This window comes from Streptomyces sp. NPDC017936, from assembly GCF_044328485.1.
In the GTDB taxonomy this organism is placed as follows: domain Bacteria; phylum Actinomycetota; class Actinomycetes; order Streptomycetales; family Streptomycetaceae; genus Streptomyces.
Genome location: NZ_JBIRHK010000011.1, coordinates 133,972 through 153,971 on the forward strand (window position 1 = coordinate 133,972; position 20,000 = coordinate 153,971).

Here is a 20,000-nt window from a genome sequence, read left to right on the forward strand (position 1 = left end):
GGTCGTGGGCGCGGCCCGAGCGATCGTGGTCGTGGCCCGGCGGTCGTGGGCGCGGCCCGAGCGGTCGTGGTCGTGGCCCGGCGGTCGTGGGCGCGGCCCGAGCGGTCGTGGTCGCGGCTCACTCGGGGAGGCTCGTGGTCGTGCCAGGGGAGGGGCTCATGAGAGCAGGGGGGTTCATGTCTCGAGAACGGGTGGAACAGGAGATCAGGCGGTTCCTGGACATCGGTCCGGTCCAGGTCGCCGAGCTGGACCTGGACGGCGCCGAGGCCGTCCTCAGACCCGGGCCGGGCAGCCCGCCCGTCACCCACGGCGAGGTGTTCCTCCTGGTCAGGAGGGCCGGCCGACCCGTCGGCACGCTGCTCGGGCGGGTTCCGCAGGGCGCCGACCCCCGGACGGTCCTCGCCGGGCAGGCCCGGAAGCGGATCGTCCAGGAGCCGGAGCCGGAGCCGGAGCCGACGGCGAAGACGAAGGCGAAGGCGTCTCCCCCGCCGTGCACCAGCGTGGTGATCGCCACGCGGGAACGGTCCGGACAGCTCGCCCACGCGCTCGACTCGATGCTCGACCAGGACCACCCGGACTTCGAGATCGTCGTCGTCGACAACGCGCCGGTGACGGACGCCACCCGGGACCTGATCGAGCGCAAGTACGCCGAGCGGGTGCGGTACGTGACCGAGCCGGTGCCCGGTCTCGCCGTCGCCCACAACGCGGGGCTGGCGGCCGCCCGCGGCGAGGTGGTCGCCTTCACCGACGACGACGTGGTCGCCGACCCACGCTGGCTCACCGAACTCACCGCGCCCTTCGCCGCCGACCCCGGCCTCGGCTGCGCCACCGGCCTGATCCTGCCGGCTCGGCTGCGCACGCCCGCCCAGGTGCTGCTGGAGAGCCACGGCGGCTTCGCGAAGGGCTTCACGGCACGGACGTACGACCCCGCCGACCCGCCCGCCGACGAGCCGCTGTTCCCGTTCGCGGCGGGCCGGTTCGGCTCCGGCGCCAACATGGCCTTCCGGACCGGCGTGCTGCGCGCGGTCGGCGGCTTCGACCCGGCGACCGGCGCCGGCACGCTCGCCCGCGGCGGCGACGACCTCTACGGCTTCGTCCGCGTCCTCGCCCAGGGGCACCGCCTGCACTACACCCCGCAGGCCCTGGTCTGGCACCACCACCGGGAGACCTGGCGTGACCTGGAGACCCAGGCGTACGGCTACGGCGCCGGCCTCACCGCCTACCTCACCGCGATCCTGGTCGACCGTCCCGGGCTGCTGCCCGCGTTCCTCGCCCGGCTGCCCCGGGGCCTGGCCCACGCGCGTGCGCTGACCGCGGTCCGGGACGCGGACACCGCGGGGGCGCCCGGCGGGCACGACGACCGCGGCCATCCGTGGCCCCGCCGGCTGTCCCGGCTGCAACGCCGGGGGATGGCCTACGGCCCCCTCGGCTATCTGCGGGCCCGCCGCGCCCTGCGGGGAGCCGCGGGACCCGGGGCGCCGACGGCGTCCGGGGAGCCCGGGGAGCCCGGGGTGCCCGGGGAGCCCGGGGTGCCCGGAGGGTCGCGATGAGAGGGGCCGGGGACGGCAGGGAGGGCACGGGCGGGACGGGGGGACCGGTGGGCGGGACGGGCGCTCCGACGAGCGGGGCGACCGGGACCACCGGGACGACCGGCGCCGCCGGGTCCGCCATCCCCGTGTTCCTGTACCACGCCGTGATGGACGACCCGCCCGGCTGGATCGCGGAGTTCACCGTCACACCGCGGCAGTTCGCGGCGCACCTCGACGCCGTCGTCGACAGCGGCCGTACGCCCGTCACCGTCAGCGCGCTCGCCGACCACCTCGCCGGGCGGGCGCCGCTGCCCGCCCGGCCGGTGCTGCTGACCTTCGACGACGGCTTCGCCGACCTGCCCGGCCCCACCGCCGAGGCCCTGGCCGGACGGGGGCTGGCCGCCACCGCCTACCTCACCACCGGCGCCATCGCCCCGGGCGGGCGCAGTCTGCTGCCGCCCGCCCCGATGATGACCCTGGAGCAGGCGGCGGGGCTGGAGCGGTACGGCATGGAGGTCGGCAGCCACACCGTCACCCACGCCCAGCTCGACACCCTGCCGCCCCGGGACCTCGCACGCGAGCTGCGCGACTCCCGGGCCGTGCTGGAGGACGCCCTCGGGCACGGGATCCGCCATCTCGCCTACCCGCACGGCTACAACAGCGGTCGGGTGCGCCGTACGGCGGCCGCCGCCGGCTACGAGACGGCCACCGCCGTCCGGCACGCGCTCAGCTCGGACCGGGACGAGCGGTACCGCATCGCCCGGCTCATCGTGCGCCGGAGCCACACCGTCGCCGACGTGGAGAGCTGGCTGGCCGGCGAGGGGGCGCGCGTCGCGCCGTACCGGGACGGCGCGAAGACGGTCGCCTGGCGGTGGTACCGGCGGGCCCGCGCGGTCGCGCGCGGGCCCGTGTTCGCGGGCTGAGGTCTCGGCGGTCGCGGGCCGGACTCCCGCCCGGCAGGCGGTCTCCGCCCCCTCCCGGCCCCTATCCGAGGGGCTGGTTGAGGTAGGGGTCGGAGACCGCCTCGCGCAGGCTCTCCCACGCCTCGTCGTCGGCCACCGCGAGATCGCAGTGGGGACCGGGGTCGCGGTAGTTCCACTGGAGCGCGGCCCTGACCCCCGTCAGGCCCTTGAGGACCGCCGGCACCCGCGCGTACCACTCGGCCTGGCGCCCGGGTCGCTGCGGGTCGTTCGCGGTGCCGAACTCGGAGAGCATCAGGGGCTTGTCGTCGGAGATGTTCTCGCGGATCCAGTCGTGCGTGGCCCGCTGGGTCTGGGCGAAGGTGAGCCAGCCCGCCTTGTGGCACCGGTAGTAGTTGTACTGGTTGTAGGCGATCCAGTCGACGTAGGCGTCGCCGGGGTACATCCGCTTCATGAGGCCGGCGTGCTCCAGGTAGCCGGTGGTGATCCAGGTCCACACCACGTTGGTCACGCCCAGCTGCCGGAACCGGTCGTGGAGGTGCCGGTAGGCCCGGACGTAGTCCTCCGGGGTGCCGCTGGCCGGGGTGCGGGTGTCCATCTCCAGGTCGAAGGAGAGGAAGACCTTCTTGCCGAACTGCTTGACGCGCCGGGCCTGGACGTCGATCACCGAGGCGTCGAGGCCGCCGTCGGCGATCTGCTTCCAGGTGGGCTGCTGGGCCTTTGTGCCGCCCCACCACTTGCTCTCCCAGGAGAGCAGCAGCAGGTGCTCGTCGGCCGCGACCCGTTGCTCCTCCGCGGTCAGCAACTGCCCCTCCAGGCGCGCCCCCCGGACGAGGGACATGTCGTGGTAGGTGTACACGATGTCCAGCTTGCGGCCGATGCGGTCCTCGTAGGCCCGGACCTTGCGCGCGAGGTCGTCCTTGCCGTGCGGTACGAAGGCGCCGAACCAGGCGCCGCAGGGCGGTTCGAGGAGCGCCGTCGGCACGCACTCGCCGCCCGGGGCCGAGGGCCGCGGCCGCAGGTCCCGGTCCCCGCCGGAACCGGCGTCCTGCGGGCCGGAGGCGTCGCGCAGGAGCAGCACGGCGGTCAGGACCGCGCACAGGACCGTGGCGACCGCGAGCAGGACGTGGCGGGGCCGGTCGGGCAGCCGCGGCCGGTACGGAGGGTCGCCCCCGGCCCGCCGGCGGGCCCGGAACGGGTACGGCGCACGGGAGCGGAGCGGGCGCCGGCGGCGGTGTGCGCGGCGGTCGTCGTCGGGGCGGTCGTCGTCGGGGCGGTCGTCGCCCGAAGGGTGGAGCAACCTCACAGAGCAGAACCCTTCCCGGTCCTCGGTGGGGAGGCGCGCAGCCGCGGGCAGAACGCGGCGACCGTGGTGAGCAGCGTGAGCGTGAGCAGGACGCGCTGCGCGCTGAAGGCGTGCGTGGCGATGAACACCGTCGCGGCGAGCAGCACCAGGGCCACGCTCACGAAGACGGTCAGCATCAGGCGTTCCAGCAGGTCGGAGTGGTGTTCGAAGGCCGGGTCCGGGAGCTCGGCCGGCCCCGTGGCGGGGGCCGTGGCCAGCGCGGGCCCGCAGATTCTGAGCAGGGCAGCGCCCGGCCCGGCCGCCAGGAAGACGACCATCGCCGTGCCGCGCAGCGGGGAGCCGTCGGGCAGCGCGAGGGCGGACAGGGCGAGCCAGCCGCCGAACGGGGGCAGCATCCGCACGACGAGTTCCTGTGGGGTCACCGGCCCGCCTCCTTCAGCGCGTAGGCCGATCCGGCGCCGTTGGCGGCCACCCTCTCGAACAGGGGCGACGTGGCGACCGACTGCTCGATGCGCTCCCACTGGTCCTCGGTGAGCAGCCCGTTCATCTCGGCATCGGCGAACTGGCCCCGGGTGAACAGCAGATAGGCCCGGCCGGGCGGCTCCACGGCGGACATGTCGCGGGCGAGGACGGCGGCCGGGTCGCGCACGATCCGGTCGACGTGCTCGCGGGCGTCGTCGAGGAACCAGTAGTGGTCCACCCTCCAGTACTGGTCGAACGCGAGCGGGTAGTTGCGGTCGGCCGCGACGACGAGGGAGTCGTCGGGCGCCTGGTCGAACACCTGCTGCACGAGGTCCACCTCGGCGGGCGGGAAGTAGCTGATGCGGTCCTTGCCGGAGTAGCTCGGCACGAAGGCGAGGGTGCCGGCGAGGAGGGCGAGCGGCGGAAGCCACAGGGAGCGGCGGGGCCCGGTCCCGCCGTCGCTCCGGGGTGCCGCCCGCCCGCCTTTCTCCCCCGCCGCCGGCGTCCGCACCCGGGGCAGCAGGGCCGCCGCGGCGAAGAAGGCGGCGCCGGGCAGCATGAACATCAGCACCCGGAAGATCATTTCGCTGCCGTAGCTGCTCGCGCCGAGCATCGGCAGCGGGGCGGCGGCGAGCAGCAGCAGCGGCAGCGCGCGGTGGCGCAGCACCGGCCGGCGCAGCACGCCCACGACGGCGAGCAGCAGCACCGAGGCCGACAGCAGCCGGGCCGCCCAGGACGTCGTCACCGCGCCGGTGCCGGTCGGGGTGGCGCCGTATCCGGTGGAGACGTTGCCGCCGACGTCGCCGATCGAGCGGACCATCTCGGGCATGGCCGCGGAGAGGAAGGGCAGCGCGGCCGTCAGGCACCAGGCCAGGAAGATCACCGCGGTCGTGATCAGCGGGATCTTGTCGCGGTAGCGACGGACGAGGAACAGGGCGGCCAGCGAGACGATCAGCATGCCCGGGGTGAGCTGGTGCGAGATGACGACGGCCACGACCAGCAGGGTCAGCAGCAGCGTCCACACCGCCTGCCGCTGCCGCGCCGCCGTCCCATCGGGCCTGCCGTGACCGGGCCTGCCGTAGCGGCGCAGGACGACGGCCAGCACGCCGAGGTGCAGGGCGAAGGCCAGGGACTGGGGGGAGAAGTAGTCCTGGCCCACCCAGTTGGCGACGTAGAACACCCAGACCGCGGTCCAGATCAGCCGCCGGTCCTCGGTGAACGTGCGGTAGACGAGCAGCAGCGGGAGCAGCAGCATCAGGCCGGAGACCAGCGGCCACCAGGCCATGAACTGCGCGGCGTCGACGCCGAGCAGCTCGACCAGGGTGGCCTGCGCGGCGAAGAAGCCCGGCCACTGGTCGTACACGGCCAGGTCACCGAGCACGTCCTCGCTCTGCAGCCGGCCCGCCGTCAGCAGGTGGTCGACGATCGCGTCGTGCTTCCACGCCCACGCGTACAGGGGCGTCGGGTAGAGCACCGCCTGGGTGGCGCGCTCCATCACCAGCAGACCGCACACGTACGCCGGCGCCCAGGCGGGGTTGCGGCGCGGACCCCGGAGGGTGAGCCAGAAACCGGCGGTGAGCACCGCGAGACCCGCCCAGAACGTGGGGTGCACCGCGGTGACCAGGCCGAAGTCGTCCAGCCGGGAGACGTCGGTGTGGGTCACCGCCCAGCCCCACAGGGCAAGGGCGACGAGCAGCGCCGGCGCCGGATGGAGCACCGCGCTGTGCCAGGGGCGTGCGGGCGGGAGGTCGGAGAGATCGCTCACGGGCTCACCACCTGCCGGGGCGGGCGTCTGAGGGACGGTCGCGGTCGCGGCGGCGGGCGCCGGCTGCGACGCGGTGGCCACGTCGGCTCCCGGGCCCGGTACGGGCTCCGGATCGGATCTCTCCCGTGGAGTGGTCGGCGGTCGCACGACGGTTCCCCCCTGGCGTTCGGCTCTGAGCGTGATCAGTCGCTGGACGGGTCTCGGCTTCGGTCGGTGGACGGGTGGTGGTCGCGGTGGGCGGGGCGGGTGTGCGCGGACGAGGAGCGCGGACCGGGCGCGGGTCCCGGGGCCGGCGGGCGGTGCGCGCGCTCCGCCGCCGGGGGGCGGTGCGCCGGCTCCGCGGGCTCCGCGCGCTCCGCTACGGAGGGGCGGTGCCCGGGCTCCGGCCGCGGTTCGGCGCGGTGGAGCGACAGGAGCAGGACGAGCAGGAACAGCAGGGCGAGCAGGGGCGGTGCCAGGGGCGCGAGCGCCGCTCTCCCCGCCCAGCCCCCCACGGCGGCGAGACAGACGACCCCCCAGTGCGCCGCCCACGGCAGCCGCCCGCCCAGACGGTCGCCGAAGCGGTCGCCCACACGGTCGAGCAGCAGCCACAGCGGTACCGGGCACAGCAGCAGGCAGACGATCGGCACCCAGCGCAGCAGCGGGTCCGGACCGGGCAGACCCAGGGTCTGCGCGAAGAACACGGCCGTTTCCCGGTAGAACCTCCCGCCCAGCGCCCCGGGTTCCCGGCCGAGGGCGACGGGGACGGAATGGAGGGCGAGGGCGGCCACGCCCAGTGCGGTGCCGGGAAGCCAGGTGCCGCGCCGCAGGTCCAGCGTCACCCCGGCGACGAACAGCACCAGCAGCGACAGCCCGGCGACGACGGCCGGGACCGGCAGCCGGCCGAGCATCCCGGCCCCGCTCAGCGGCCCGGCGAGGGAGGCGTCGACGTGCCCGCCGAGCCACGGCAGGTTCCGCAGCGCCGCCCAGAAGACGGCGGCGGCCACGCCGAGCAGGCTCCACAGCCCCGCGCGCAGCCACCGCTGGCCGCGCTCGGACCAGATGCCGTTCCCCTCGTGGTCCGGTTCCGGAGCGTGCGGCCCCTCGGCGTCCTCCACGGGTCCGGTCTCCTTGCGGGACCGGACGATCACGGCGAGCGTGTCCGCCTCCAGGGCCTCGCGCTCGTAGCCGGGACGCCCTATGAACAACGCGACGGTGTCCTCGTCGAAGGCCCCGCGCTCGTACGCCGCGCGGCGCGCCCAGCTCGTGCCGTAGCCGGCGGTGGCGTTGAGCCGGGCCCGGCGGACGCCGTCCCCGGCGACCGCGTCGGCCGGTGCCGGGACGGGCGTGGCCCGGTCGGCGGGGGACGCGGGGGGTACGGCGGGCACGGTGACCGGATCGCGCAGGGCCGCCTTCAGACCGGCCACCGAGACGACGGCGACCAGCGTCATGCTCAGCAGCACCGCCCAGCCCGCGCCCGCGATGCCCGCGGGGGTGAACAGCACGGCCGCACTGCCCAGCACCAGCGTGCACATGGCGCCCTGGAGCACGGCGAGCACGCCGGTACGGCCCTGCACGCGCAGCACCCCGATGTAGAGCTCCACCACGACCCGCGGCAGCGCCCCCGCGGCGAGCAGCCGCAGCACGGTGGTGCCGTGCTCGGCGTAGTCCGGGCTGAACGGCAGCAGGATCTGCGGGGCGCAGACCACCAGCACCAGCACGACCGGCACCAGCAGCAGGGTCATGCGGCGCAGCGCACCGCGCACGCCGTCGGCCAGGTGGCGCGGGTCGTGCGAGGCGTGCGCGGTGAGCGAGGAGGCCATGTTGATGGCCATGAACTCCATCGTGCCGCCGACGGTGTACGCCACGTAGAAGTAGCCGTTCTCGGCGGCGCTGAAGCGGACGGCGACCATCACCGGCAGCAGGTTGATCATCGCCAGGCTGAACAGGGCGCCCAGTGAGTCGCCGGCCAGGAAGCGGCCCATCTCCTTCAGCCGGGGCGGCTCCAGGTGGCGGTCGGCCACGGCCTGGCGCGGGATGAGCCTGCGGAAGATCAGCCAGCCCAGCGGCAGCGTCGAGAAGGCGATGGCGACGGCCCAGGACACGAAGATGCCGAGCACCGGCAGCGCGCCCGCGCACACGACGAGCAGGATCAGCTTGCCGACCGAGAACACCGCGTTGCCGACCGGCACCCAGCCCGACCTGCGCAGCCCGGTCAGCACCCCGTCCTGGAGCGTGAGCAGCGCCCAGGCCACGCACGCGACGACGAACGCCGCCCCGGCGACCGGCGTGCCGAGCGGGGCGTAGGACGCGCCCCACAGGTCGAGCGTCAGCAGGAAGACGCACGCGGCGACGGCCACGACCACCGAACTCGCCGCGTACGCCCGCCGGACCAGGGAGCCCGTCGCCCGCCCCGCGCGCGGCACGAAGCGGACGACGGCGCCGATCATCGTCGTCGCCGTGATGCTGGCGAGCAGACGCATCGCGGCGATCGCGGCGGAGCCCTGCCCGACGGCCTCCTCGGCGTAGTAGCGGGCGGCCACCAGCCAGAACCCCAGGCCGAGCACGGCGGAGACACCGGTGCTGAGCATGAGGAAGTAGGCGTTCTTGAACAGGGATTCGGAACCGTGGTCGTGGTCGTGGTCGTGGCCGTCCGGCCCGGACGCGGCCGGTGCGCCCCCGGCGGCGCCCCGGCCGGCGCGGGCGGCCGGACCGGCGGGCGGTGGCTCGTGCACCCGGACCCCCGCCGGTCCGCCGCCCGGTGACCCGCTCCGGCTCCCGGCCTCCGTCCCGTCCCTCGTCCCGGTGTGTGTCCCGGACTGCGTCCCGGCCCGTGTGTCAGCCACGCGTCGGCTCCAGCCCTCCCGGCGCCTCGGCCGGCCGCGCGCCGGACTCCTGGAGCGCCTCGACGACCCGCCGTGCCCGCAGCGGGTCCACGGGCAGCGCATGCCGTGCGAACCAGCGGGCCCCGGCCGGATCGGGCGAGGGGTCCGTGAAGTCCGCCCCCGCGTAGTCGTCCAGGGGCGGGTCGTACAGGTACCCCACGACGATCCCCCGCCGCGCGAGCGCCGCCCTCGCGGCGTCCCGGTCGGCGACGAACAGGGGGACCCGGAAGAGGGGCGGGGCGGCGGGCGCCGAACCGGACGCGGCGCCGTCGCCCGCCCCGTCCCGTCCCGCGCCCGCCCCGTCCCGTCCCGCGCTCGGCCCGCCCCGTCCGGCCGGTCTCGCCCACGGCGTCGACAGCAGCAGCTCCGTGCCCGCCCGGCAGGCGTCCAGCACTTCGTCCAGCCGGTCGAGTCCGCGCCCGACGCGGCCCAGGCGCAGCGGTCCGGAACGCAGCCGGTAGTCGTGCATGTCGACCCGGACCCAGGAGTCGTGCGCGGTGAGGTCCGGAGCCGCGTCGACCGCCCGCGCCAGGTCCTCCGCCCGCAGCGGCATCCTGATCCCCTCGCGCTCCGTCAGCCCGAGCAGCCGCATCGTGGCCCACGCGGCCCGCCGCAGCCGCAGCCCCCGCACCGCCGCCTCCGCGTACGGCCGTACCGTGAAGGCGAGTTCGGCGCCGAGCCGTCCCGGCAGCAGCAGGTCCTCGCAGGTCTTCTCCAGTGCCTCGCGCAGGCCCGGGTCGGCGCAGGACAGGAAGCCCCCCGCCTTGGCCCCGACGTGCTTGGACAGGCTGAACACGGAGGCGTCCCCCCACGCCCCGACCGGCCGGCCGCCCACCTCGCTGCCGATGGCGTGCGCCCCGTCCTCGAACAGCGGGATCCCCAGGGCGTCGCACTTCTCCCGCAGCCGCGGGGCGTCGTCCGGATTCCCGTACAGGTTCGTCGTGAGGACCCCGGACAGCGATTCCCACACCTCGTCGGGCACCGAGCCGACGTCGATCGACGCGTCCAGCGGGTTCAACGGCGCCTGCACCGGTCTGAGGCCGGCGGCGAGCACCACGAAGAAGATCACGTCGTCGTTGACCGGCGACATCAACACCCGTCCTCCGGGCGGGCACCAGTGGCGCAGGGCCACGTACAGCCCGAACCGGCACGACGGCACGTACACGCATTCCCGGCCGAGTCTGCCGCGCATGGTCTCTTCCAGCCGCTTTGGCCGTGCACCACGCCGCGCCGACCCGAGGCCGGCCTCCCCTATGGCCATCCGCCCCCCAGGTGTGCCAGGGGAAGGCCCCCTCCCCGAGGCCTTCCGGCACCCGCCCAGAGTCTCCCTGTTCGCACCGCTCCGTCAAGAATGCGGTCCACCCCGTCGACGACCGCCCGTACACGCGTGGAAACGCAGCGCTGCGACCCGGCCGGCCCCGTCCCCTCGCCTCCCGTGTCGCTTCCGTGTCGTCGCGGTGTCCCTCGTGCGAGGTCAGCCGTAACGTGTGCGGCGACTCGGCCCACCGGCGGAGCCGCCGCGGCACACCCGCGGCACACCCGCGGAGCACCCGCACACGGCGAGCACCCGGCCGTGACGAACACCTGTGCACCCAGGGCACATGAGCGGCGCACACGCGGCGCACACACGGCGAGCAGGAAAGCGAGGCAGCACCCGATGCCCCCCTTGTCCCCCTTCGACCTCCCCGAGGGCGACCCCTTCGGACCGCACAACCTTCCGTACGGCGTCTTCTCCCTCCGCGACTCCGGGCAGCGGACCGTCGGCGTCCGGCTCGGCGACCACGTCCTGGACGCGGGCGCGGCGGCCCGGGCCCTCGGCTCACCGCACGCCGGCCTGCTCACCCGACCGACCCTCAACCCCCTGCTGGCGGCGGGGCGCACGACCTGGTCCGAGGTACGCGGCTCCCTGACGGAGTGGGTCACGGACCCCTCGCTCCGCGAGACCCTCGCCCCGCTCCTGCACCCCCTCTCCTCGGTGGCCCTGCACCTGCCCTTCGAGGTCGCCGACTACGTCGACTTCTACGCCTCCGAGCACCACGCCCGGAACGCCGGTGCGATCTTCCGTCCGGACGCCGCGGACACCCTCCTGCCCAACTGGAAGCACCTGCCCATCGGCTACCACGGCCGCGCCGGCACGGTGGTGGTCTCCGGCACGGACATCGTCCGCCCGTCGGGCCAGCGCAAGGCGCCCACCGCCCCCGCTCCCGTCTTCGGCCCGTCCGCCCGGCTCGACATCGAGGCCGAGGTCGGCTTCGTGGTGGGCACGCCGTCACAGCAGGGCCGGCCGGTCCCGCTGTCCGGCTTCCGCGAGCACGTCTTCGGCCTGTGCCTGCTCAACGACTGGTCGGCGCGCGACATCCAGGCCTGGGAGTACGTGCCCCTCGGTCCGTTCCTCGCCAAGTCCTTCGCCACGTCGGTCTCCGCGTGGATCACCCCGCTGGAGGCGCTGGACGCCGCCCGGGTCTCACCCCCGGAGCGCACCCACCCCCTGCTGCCCTACCTGGACGACACGTCCGGCGAACCCGCCGGCTACGACCTGCGCATCTCCGTCGCCGTCAACGGTCACGTCGTCTCCGAACCCCCTTTCTCCACCATGTACTGGACCGCCGCCCAGCAGCTCGCCCACATGACGGTCAACGGCGCCTCCCTGCGCACCGGTGACCTGTACGGATCGGGCACGGTGAGCGGCCCGGCCGAGCACCAGCGCGGCTGCCTCCTCGAGCTGACCTGGAACGGCCGCGACCCCCTGGAACTCCCCGACGGCAAGCGCACGTACCTCGAGGACGGGGACGTGGTGACCCTGTCGGCCTGGGCCCCGGGGCCGGACGGCTCGCGCGTGGGTCTGGGCGAGGTGAGCGGGCGGGTTCTCGCGGGCTGACTCCGGCGGTTCCCGCCGTCATACTGGCGGCGGGCACGGTCCGCGCACCGGGCCCGCCGCACGCCCGCACCCGGAGCACGGCCGGCCGGGCCGGCCGTTCCGTCCTCCTCTCCGCCCCGTCCTCTCCACCCCGTCCCCGCCGACCAGGATCCGGAGCCCGTGGCATGACGTACTGCCTGCTCCTGCTGAGCGTCGTCGCACTGGCGGCCGCCGTCCCGGCCCCGCGTGCGCTGACCCGGGCCCAGTGGCCCGAGCGGGAGCCGGTGGTCGCGCTGTGGGTGTGGCAGTGCCTGGTCGCCACGGTCCTGCTGTGCTGCCTGACCGGCCTCGCCCTGAGTGCCGCCGCCGTCTTCCACACCGTCCGCGCGCAGGTCTTCGCCCCCGCCCCGCCGGTCGTGACCGAGGCGTACGACCTCTCCACCGCCCCGGTGTGGGCGACCGCCCTCACCCTGCTGCTGGCCTGCGGCGCCGCCTGGACCACCGCGATGCTCGCCCGCGAACTGGTCGAGGCGCGCCGGCGCCGCAGCACGGCCCGCGCGCACCTGCGGGAACGCGCCCCCGACCTTCCCGAGGGCCTACCCTCGGCCCGGGGCCCGCTGCTCGTCCTGGAGGACGAGTACCCGGACGCCTGGTGGATGCCCGGCAACCCTCCCCAACTCGTCGTGACCACCGGTGCCCTGCACCGCCTCACCTCCCATCAGCTCGACGCGGTCCTCACCCATGAACGCGGTCACGCCCGCGCCCACCACGACTGGCTGCTGCACCTGTCGACGGCCCTGGCGACCGGCTTCCCCCGGGTCCCGCTGTTCGCCCACTTCTGCGACCAGACCCACCGGCTGGTCGAACTCGCCGCCGACGACACCGCGTCCCGCCGCTGCGGGCACCTGACCACGGCCCTCGCCCTGATCGAGCTGAACCAGCACCGCGGCGTCCTGTCCTGCGCGTCCAGCCGCCGGCTGCTGGGCGAACGCGTGGACCGCCTCCTCCAGCCGCCCCCACGGCTGCTCCGCCGGCACCGCGCGCTGACGACGACGGTGGCGGCGTTGATCCCGCTGCTGCCGCTGCTGATCACCTTCGCCCCGGGGCTCACCGCACTGACGTGAAGCCCGGAGCGGCAGTGGCGGATCTCGTCCCCCTTTCCGATGGAACCCCAGCTCAGGTCCCTGTCTGACGCTCCGAAGACTGGCGCAACACTTCCGCAACACCACTTTCCCCATCGGATAGGTATGGTCCGATCATGCCGCCCACCGACCGCATCCGAGACCACGCCGGCCAAGGCGCGACGACCGTCGCCGCCCACCGCGCCCGGCGTCGGCTGCGTGCCGACCAGGCGCGGCAGCTCGCCGACCTGCTCCGCCGCCAACTGCTGACCGGCGGCTTCCCGGCGGGCACGCTCCCGCACGAGTCGACCCTCGCCACCGAGTACGGGGCCTCCCGCAACACCGTGCGCCAGGCCCTCGACCTCCTGCGCGCCGAAGGCCTCGTCGAACGCCTCCCCGGCGTCGGCACGGTCGTCGTCGCTCAGAAGTACCCGCACGGTCTCGACCGTCTGATGGGCCTCGCGGAAACCCTGCGCGAACACGGCCGCGTCACCAACGAGGTCCGCACGATGGGCCCCGTCCCCGCACCCGCGCCCGTCGCCGACCGGCTCCGGGTCGCCTCCGGCACCGACGTCCTCTACATCGAACGCCTGCGCCGCCTGAACGGCCTGCCCCTCTCCCTCGACCTGACCTACATCCCGCTCGACATCGGCACCGCCCTGCTCGGCGCCGACCTGGAGAACACCGACGTCTTCCGCCTCCTGGAGGCCATCACCGGCCAGCGCCTCGGCCACGCCGAGATCACCCTGGAGGCGGTGAACGCGGACGCCAACTCCGCGGCCGTACTGGAGGCTCCGCGCGGCGCAGCCGTCCTGATGCTCGAACGGCTCACGCACCTCGCCGACGGACGCCCGGTCGACCTGGAGTTCATCCGCTTCCGCGGCGACCGCATCTCCATGAGCGGACTGCTGCACCGCTCCGTCTGACCACCTCCTCTCCGCTCCTCCCCCTCTCACCTCTTCATCGTTCGGCAGACCCTCTTCGGTTCACTGCTGCGCGGAAATCCTCTGGAGACAGCCATGCCCTTGGTGCCCCAGCGGGCCGACGTGCCCGTGACCATCGACGAGTCGAAGTGCATCGACGGCTGCACCCTCTGCGTGGACATGTGCCCGCTGGACTCCCTCGCCATCGACGAGAGCAACGGCAAGGCGTACATGCACGTCGACGAGTGCTGGTACTGCGGCCCGTGCGCGGCCCGCTGTCCCACCGGAGCCGTCACGGTCAACATGCCCTACCTGCTCCGGTGAAAGGTCCGAACTCCCATGAAACGCATCGCAGTCGCCGCCACCGCCGTCGTCCTCCTCCTGCCGCTCGCCGCCTGCGGCGGCAGCGCCGAGGCCGGTGACGGCTCCACCGTCACCGTCACCGTCGGCTACCAGTCCAAGACGATCAACACGGTCACCGCCGGCACCCTGCTGCGCTCCCTCGGCTCCTTCGAGAAACAGCTCGACGCCCTCGGCGACGGCACCACCTACAAGGTCGACTGGCAGGACTTCGCCACCGGCGCCCCCATCACCGCCCAGATGACCGCGGGCAAGATCGACATCGGCTCGATGGGCGACTTCCCCCTGCTCATCAACGCGGCCCGCGGCAAGCAGCTCGGCCGCCCCACCCACCTGGTCTCGGTCACCGGCTACAACCTCCGCGGCGGCCTCAACACCATCGTCACCGCACCCGACTCCGAACTCACCTCCCTGACGGACCTCAAGGGCAAGAAGGTCTCCACGAGCGTCGGCTCGGCCGCCGACGGCACCCTCGTGCGCGCCCTGCAGCGCGCCGGCATCGACCCCGACCAGGGCGTCGAGAAACTCAACCAGCAGCCGGCGGTGGGCGCCTCCGCCCTCTCCGCGGGCAGCGCCGACGCGCTCTCGCAGTTCGTCGCCTGGCCCGGCCTGCTCGCCTACCAGGGCAAGGCGAAGGCCCTGTACGACGGCGCCCAGCTGGACCTCCCCACCTTCCACGGCGTCACCGCCCGGGAGGACTTCGCGAAGAAGCGTCCGGCCGTCCTGGAGGCGTTCCTGAAGGCGCAGGCCGAAGCCACCGCCTACCTCGACGAGCACCCCGTCGCCGCCGCCGAGAAGGTCGCGGAGGCCACCGGTCTGCCCGCCGAGGTCGTCTACCTCTACAACGGCGCCCACGGCATCTCCACCTTCGATCCGTCCGTCAAGCCGCAGCTCGTCTCCGCCCTCAAGGACGACGTGTCGATCCTGAAGGCGGCGAAGCTGACCGGGGACGTCGACGTGGACTCCTTCGTCGACGACCAGTACGTCAAGAAGGCCCTCGGTCCCTCGTACGCCGAGCTGCTCTCCGCCACGCCCCCGCCGGCGGCGAGCGAGGCGTGGCCGAAGGGCGCCGCCCGGACCCGCACCTTCGCGTCGCCCGGGGAACTCCTGACCTACGTGGCCGCACACCGCGACACGCTCCGCGCCGCCTACGTCCCCGACGCCACCACCGGCACCCTCTGGTTCGCCGACAAGGCGGTGTGGGTGGCCGACGGCACGTCGCTGCTGCCCTTCGTCACACCGGCGACCGCGCAGGCCTACGCCGACGCCCACGGCGGCGCCCGCGTCATCACGTACGCCGAGGCCCTGGAGCGTGCCGCGTGACCCGGCCGGCCCCGCGCCTCGGCCGCTACGCCCTGCGGCTGCTGTCGGTCGCCGCCGCCCTCGGCCTGTGGCAGCTGCTGACCGGCCTGGACATCGACCTCTGGCTGCGTTTCTCGCAGTTCCCCACGGTCACCGACGTGGCCCGCGCCTTCGGCGAACGGCTCACCGGCGGCGACTACTGGACGGACCTCACCGACAGCCTCACCCGTATCCTCACCGGTTTCCTGCTGGCCGCCGTCCTCGGCGTGGCGACGGGCGTGCTCGTGGCGCGCTCGCGGCTCGCGGAGGACCTGCTCGGCCCGCTGCTGGAAGTGGTCCGTCCGATCCCGGCGATCGCCCTGGTGCCCGTCGCGATCCTGCTCTTCCCGTCCAACGAGCAGGGCATCGTCTTCATCACCTTCACCGCCGCCTTCTTCCCCGTCCTGGTCTCCACCCGGCACGCGGTCCGCGCCCTCTCCCCCGTCTGGGAGGAGGCGGTCCTCACCCTGGGCGGCGGCCGGTGGCGTGTTCTCCGCTCGGTCCTCCTGCCCGGCGCGCTGCCCGGGATCTTCGGCGGCCTGTCGGTCGGCATCGGCGTGTCGTGGATCTGCGTGATCTCCGCCGAGATGATCTCCGGCCAGTACGGCGTCGGCTACCGCACCTGGCAGGACTACACGATCGTCGACTACCCGGGCGTCTTCGTCGGCATGGTCACCATCGGCGTGCTCGGCTGGCTCACCTCCACGGCCGTGGAACTCCTGGGCCGTCGCCTGACCCGCTGGCTCCCCCGGACGTCGTACGTCCCGGGAGCCCGGCCGAGGGCCGTTCGGGCCGTCTCGCCGGTGCCGTCCGCCACGCCCGCCGTCCGCAGGGGATCCGCATCCGAGGCCGAGGAGGCACGCGATGAGCACCTCGTCTGAGACGTCCGGGCGCCGCACCGCCGGCGGGGCCGTGGCCGACGTGGCCGAGACCCGTCCGCCGTCGAGCGGTCCCGCGGGGACCGCGCCCCCGCCGGTCCGCGGCACCCGGCTGACCTTCCGCGCGGCCACGCTCGGCCGCCCGGACGCCCCCGCCCTGGCCGATGTCGATCTCGACGTCGCCCCGGGCGAGATCCTCACCGTCGTCGGCCCCTCGGGCTGCGGCAAGTCGACCCTGCTGCGCACGCTGGCCGGTCTGCTGCCCGCCCTGGCCGGAACCGTGGAGCAGGACGGCCACCGGATCGACGGCCCGGCCGCGGACCGCTCGCTGGTCTTCCAGGAGGACGCGCTCCTGCCCTGGCGCACCCTGCGCGCCAACGTCGAACTGCCCCTCGCCGTCCAGCGGGTGCCGCGCGCGCAGCGCAGGGCCCAGGCCGAGTCCTGGCTCGACCGCGTCGGACTCGCCGGCCTGGCCCGGCAGTTGCCGCACCGCGTCTCCGGGGGCCAGCGCCAGCGCACCCAGCTGGCCCGCGCCCTGGCCGCCCGGCCACGCGCCGTCCTGATGGACGAGCCGTTCGGCGCGCTCGACGCACAGACCCGCGCCGGCATGCAGGACCTGCTGGTGGAGGTCCTGCGGGGCACGGGCGCGACCGTCGTCTTCGTCACCCACGACGTCGACGAGGCCCTCTTCCTCGGCGACCGGGTGGCCCTGCTCGGCGGGGGCGGCCTCCTCGCGGTCCGGGACGTCCCCCGTCCGCGCGACCGCGCCGCCCACGACGACCCGGCCCGCGTGGCCCTGCGCCGCGACGTCCTCACCTCCCTCGGCACGTGAAAGGCACCTTGGTGGCCACCCCCGTGAACACCCCCCTGCAGATCCCCGCGCTCACCGACGCCGAGGAACTGGTCTGCGACGTCCTGGTCATCGGCGGTGGCACCGCCGGCACGATGGCCGCCCTGACCGCCGCCGAGCACGGAGCGGACGTCCTGCTGCTGGAGAAGGCCCACGTCCGTCACTCCGGTGCGCTCGCGATGGGCATGGACGGCGTCAACAACGCGGTCGTCCCGGGCCGCGCCGAGCCCGACGACTACGTCGCCGAGATCACCCGCGCCAACGACGGCATCGTCGACCAGTCCACCGTCCGCCAGACCGCGACCCGCGGCTTCGCGATGGTGCAGCGCCTGGAGTCCTACGGCGTGAAGTTCGAGAAGGACGAGCACGGCGAGTACGCGGTCCGCCAGGTCCACCGCTCCGGCTCCTACGTGCTGCCGATGCCGGAGGGCAAGGACGTCAAGAAGGTGCTGTACCGGCAGCTGCGGCGGCGCGAGATGCGGGAGCGGATCCGCATCGAGAACCGGGTGATGCCGGTGCGCGTGCTGACGACGGGCGAGGGCGAGGACCGGCGGGCCGTGGGAGCGGCGGGCTTCAACACCCGCACGGGCCGGTTCGTCACCGTCCGCGCGGGCGCGGTGATCCTCGCGACCGGCGCCTGCGGCCGCCTGGGCCTGCCCGCCTCCGGCTACCTGTACGGCACGTACGAGAACCCGACCAACGCGGGCGACGGCTACGCCATGGCCTACCACGCGGGCGCCGAGCTCACCGGCATCGAGTGCTTCCAGATCAACCCGCTGATCAAGGACTACAACGGTCCCGCCTGCGCCTACGTCGCCAACCCCTTCGGCGGCTACCAGGTCAACCGGCACGGTGAACGCTTCGTCGACTCCGACTACTGGTCGGGCCAGATGATGGCCGAGTTCGCGGCGGAGGTCGCCTCGGACCGCGGCCCGGTGTACCTGAAGCTGAGCCACCTGCCCGAGGAGTCGATCTCCGCGCTGGAGTCGATCCTGCACTCCACCGAGCGCCCGACGCGCGGCACCTTCCACTCGGGCCGGGGCCACGACTACCGCACGCACGACGTCGAGATGCACATCTCCGAGATCGGCCTGTGCGGCGGTCACTCCGCCTCCGGCGTCCGCGTCGACGACCACGCCCGTACGACCGTCCCCCGCCTGTACGCCGCCGGCGACCTGGCCTGCGTGCCGCACAACTACATGATCGGCGCCTTCGTGTTCGGGGACCTGGCGGGAGCGGACGCCTCCCGGTACCGCGCCTACGAGGGCGAGTTGCCGGCCGACCAGCTCCACGAGGCGCACGAACTGATCTACCGTCCGCTGCGCCACCCGGACGGCCCGCCGCAGGCCCAGGTCGAGTACAAGCTGCGCCGCTTCGTGAACGACTACGTGGCCCCGCCGAAGTCCGGCGCCCGTCTCTCCCTGGCGCTGGAGGCGTTCCAGCGGATGCACGACGACATCGCCGCGATGGGCGCCCGCACCCCGCACGAGCTGATGCGCTGCGCCGAGGTCACCTTCATCCGCGACTGCGCGGAGATGGCCGCGCGTGCCTCGCTGGCCCGCACGGAGTCCCGCTGGGGCCTCTACCACGACCGTCTCGACCATCCGCATCGCGACGACGCGTCCTGGTTCCACCACCTCGATCTGCACAAGTCCCCCTCCGGTGCGATGGAGTTCACGGCCCGTCCCGTGGCTCCCTATCTGGTTCCGGTCGACGGGTTCGCCCCGGTCGGCGGCCCGTCCCGTCGACTCGGCGAGGTCCACGCCGAGCAGGTGGCCACGGCCGGCTCCCGGGACGTGGCCCCGGTGGCCGGGGGGCCGACGTCCGCCCGGACCGCCGAGTCCGTGGACCGCGACGGCCCGGCGGGGGCGGCCTCCCCGCGGCTCCTCGGCCTGCTGGCGCTGGCCGAGGAGGAGCCCGAGCTGACCGCCCTGGAGCCCTACCTGACCGACCGTGACCCCGCCGTGCGCCGGACGGCCGTCTCGGTCCTCACCGAGACCGTGCCGCCCGGCACCGGACAGGCGCTGGCCGGGGCCCTGAGCGACACCGACGGCGAGGTCCGCGCCGCCGCGGCCGCCTCGCTGCGCGAGCTGGTCGAGACGCTCCCGCCCGAGCCGGCCCTGCGTGACGCCCTCACCGGCGCGCTCGCCGAGTCCGACCCCGTCGTCCGCGCCGCCGCCCTCGACGTGCTGCGCGCGCTGCGGCTGGGCGACGCCGCCCTGTTCGTCCGCTCCCTGGACGACCCGGACGTCGCCGTCCGCATCGAGGCCGTGCGCGCCCTGGTCTCGGTGGACGCGGTCGCCCCTCTGGTCCTGGCCGCGGACGACCCCTCCCGGGAGGTCCGCGTCACGGTGGCCAAGGCACTGGCGGGGGTCGGCGGACCACCCACCCCGACCGCCCCCGCGGCCGGACCCACCGGCGCGCCCGAGGTGAGCGCTCCGGACTCCCCCGGCCCCGTCACCGGCACCCTGGACCGGCTCACCGAGGACGACGACGCCCTGGTCCGGGGCGCCGCCTACGCCGCGCTGGGCAGCACCGGCTGCCCGGCCCCGCTCACCGCCCGGGCCGTGGCGGCCCTGGCCGACCCGGCGTGGCAGGTGAGGTCCGGCGCCGCGACGGCCCTGTCCGCGGCCGTGCCCGAGGTGGCGGTGCCCGCCCTCGCCAAGGCCCTCGCCGACCCGAACGCCGACGTGCGCAAGGCCGCCGTCCTGTCCCTGACCCGGCACCGCCGCACGGAGGACGCCCGAGCGGCCCTCGCGACGGCCACGTCGGACGCGGACGCGGACGTCAGGGCGTACGCGGCCCGGGCGTTGTGAGGGCGCCG

The 20,000-nt window shown here is 74.6% G+C and carries 15 protein-coding genes; 10 read left to right on the plus strand and 5 right to left on the minus strand.

All coding sequences use genetic code 11. From position 1 onward, the window contains the following. Positions 1-176: 176 nt before the first annotated feature. Both ACH4F6_RS23530 and ACH4F6_RS23535 read left to right on the plus strand, forming a co-directional pair. Positions 177-1,550 (plus strand): glycosyltransferase, encoded by a 1,374-nt coding sequence (locus tag ACH4F6_RS23530; RefSeq protein WP_397962257.1) that lies wholly within the window; start codon positions 177-179, stop codon positions 1,548-1,550. A 146-nt stretch (positions 1,551-1,696) separates the two neighbouring features. Continuing rightward, positions 1,697-2,452: a polysaccharide deacetylase family protein gene (locus ACH4F6_RS23535; protein WP_397962258.1), complete on the plus strand. Its 756-nt coding sequence runs from the start codon at positions 1,697-1,699 to the stop codon at positions 2,450-2,452. A 61-nt stretch (positions 2,453-2,513) separates the two neighbouring features. On the opposite strand, the gene ACH4F6_RS23540 is transcribed toward ACH4F6_RS23535, so the two are convergent. From ACH4F6_RS23540 to ACH4F6_RS23560, 5 genes are all read right to left on the minus strand, one after another. Continuing rightward, positions 2,514-3,755 carry a glycosyl hydrolase gene (locus ACH4F6_RS23540; protein WP_397962259.1) on the minus strand — a complete coding sequence of 414 codons (1,242 nt, stop codon included), beginning with the start codon at positions 3,753-3,755 and terminating at the stop codon, positions 2,514-2,516. Beyond that, complete coding sequence (locus ACH4F6_RS23545; protein ID WP_397962260.1) at positions 3,752-4,177, minus strand: hypothetical protein; 426 nt, start codon at positions 4,175-4,177, stop codon at positions 3,752-3,754. Before ACH4F6_RS23545 ends, ACH4F6_RS23540 begins: the two co-directional genes overlap by 4 nt. Beyond that, the gene (locus ACH4F6_RS23550; protein WP_397962261.1) at positions 4,174-5,982 is read right to left on the minus strand and encodes a glycosyltransferase; all 1,809 of its coding nucleotides are present in this window, start codon (positions 5,980-5,982) and stop codon (positions 4,174-4,176) included. Before ACH4F6_RS23550 ends, ACH4F6_RS23545 begins: the two co-directional genes overlap by 4 nt. 182 nt (positions 5,983-6,164) lie before the next feature. After that, positions 6,165-8,696 carry a lipopolysaccharide biosynthesis protein gene (locus ACH4F6_RS23555; protein ID WP_397962262.1) on the minus strand — a complete coding sequence of 844 codons (2,532 nt, stop codon included), beginning with the start codon at positions 8,694-8,696 and terminating at the stop codon, positions 6,165-6,167. A 103-nt stretch (positions 8,697-8,799) separates the two neighbouring features. Beyond that, positions 8,800-10,038, minus strand: coding sequence for a DegT/DnrJ/EryC1/StrS family aminotransferase (locus ACH4F6_RS23560; RefSeq protein WP_397962263.1), 1,239 nt, complete (start codon positions 10,036-10,038; stop codon positions 8,800-8,802). A 474-nt stretch (positions 10,039-10,512) separates the two neighbouring features. Here ACH4F6_RS23560 and fahA point away from each other — a divergent pair, with 474 nt between their 5' ends. From fahA to ACH4F6_RS23600, 8 genes are all read left to right on the plus strand, one after another. Next, positions 10,513-11,724 (plus strand): fumarylacetoacetase, encoded by a 1,212-nt coding sequence (gene fahA, locus ACH4F6_RS23565; protein WP_397962401.1) that lies wholly within the window; start codon positions 10,513-10,515, stop codon positions 11,722-11,724. 164 nt (positions 11,725-11,888) lie between these two features. Then, positions 11,889-12,827 (plus strand): M56 family metallopeptidase, encoded by a 939-nt coding sequence (locus tag ACH4F6_RS23570; RefSeq protein WP_397962264.1) that lies wholly within the window; start codon positions 11,889-11,891, stop codon positions 12,825-12,827. A gap of 134 nt (positions 12,828-12,961) precedes the next feature. After that, positions 12,962-13,750, plus strand: coding sequence for a GntR family transcriptional regulator (locus ACH4F6_RS23575; protein WP_397962265.1), 789 nt, complete (start codon positions 12,962-12,964; stop codon positions 13,748-13,750). 93 nt (positions 13,751-13,843) lie between these two features. Continuing rightward, the gene (locus tag ACH4F6_RS23580; RefSeq protein ID WP_030790138.1) at positions 13,844-14,071 is read left to right on the plus strand and encodes a ferredoxin family protein; all 228 of its coding nucleotides are present in this window, start codon (positions 13,844-13,846) and stop codon (positions 14,069-14,071) included. Positions 14,072-14,086: 15 nt separating this feature from the next. Further along, a complete protein-coding gene (locus tag ACH4F6_RS23585) occupies positions 14,087-15,430 on the plus strand; it encodes an ABC transporter substrate-binding protein (protein WP_397962266.1) in 1,344 nt (447 codons plus the stop codon). Continuing rightward, on the plus strand, positions 15,427-16,329 hold the full coding sequence (locus ACH4F6_RS23590) for an ABC transporter permease (protein ID WP_397962268.1): 903 nt from the start codon (positions 15,427-15,429) through the stop codon (positions 16,327-16,329). Before ACH4F6_RS23585 ends, ACH4F6_RS23590 begins: the two co-directional genes overlap by 4 nt. Continuing rightward, entirely contained in the window at positions 16,313-17,158 is an 846-nt protein-coding gene (locus ACH4F6_RS23595; RefSeq protein ID WP_397962269.1) for an ABC transporter ATP-binding protein, read from the plus strand. The genes ACH4F6_RS23590 and ACH4F6_RS23595 overlap by 17 nt, the downstream gene beginning before the upstream one ends. An 11-nt stretch (positions 17,159-17,169) precedes the next feature. Continuing rightward, entirely contained in the window at positions 17,170-19,992 is a 2,823-nt protein-coding gene (locus ACH4F6_RS23600) for a fumarate reductase/succinate dehydrogenase flavoprotein subunit (protein WP_397962270.1), read from the plus strand. Positions 19,993-20,000: the final 8 nt, after the last annotated feature.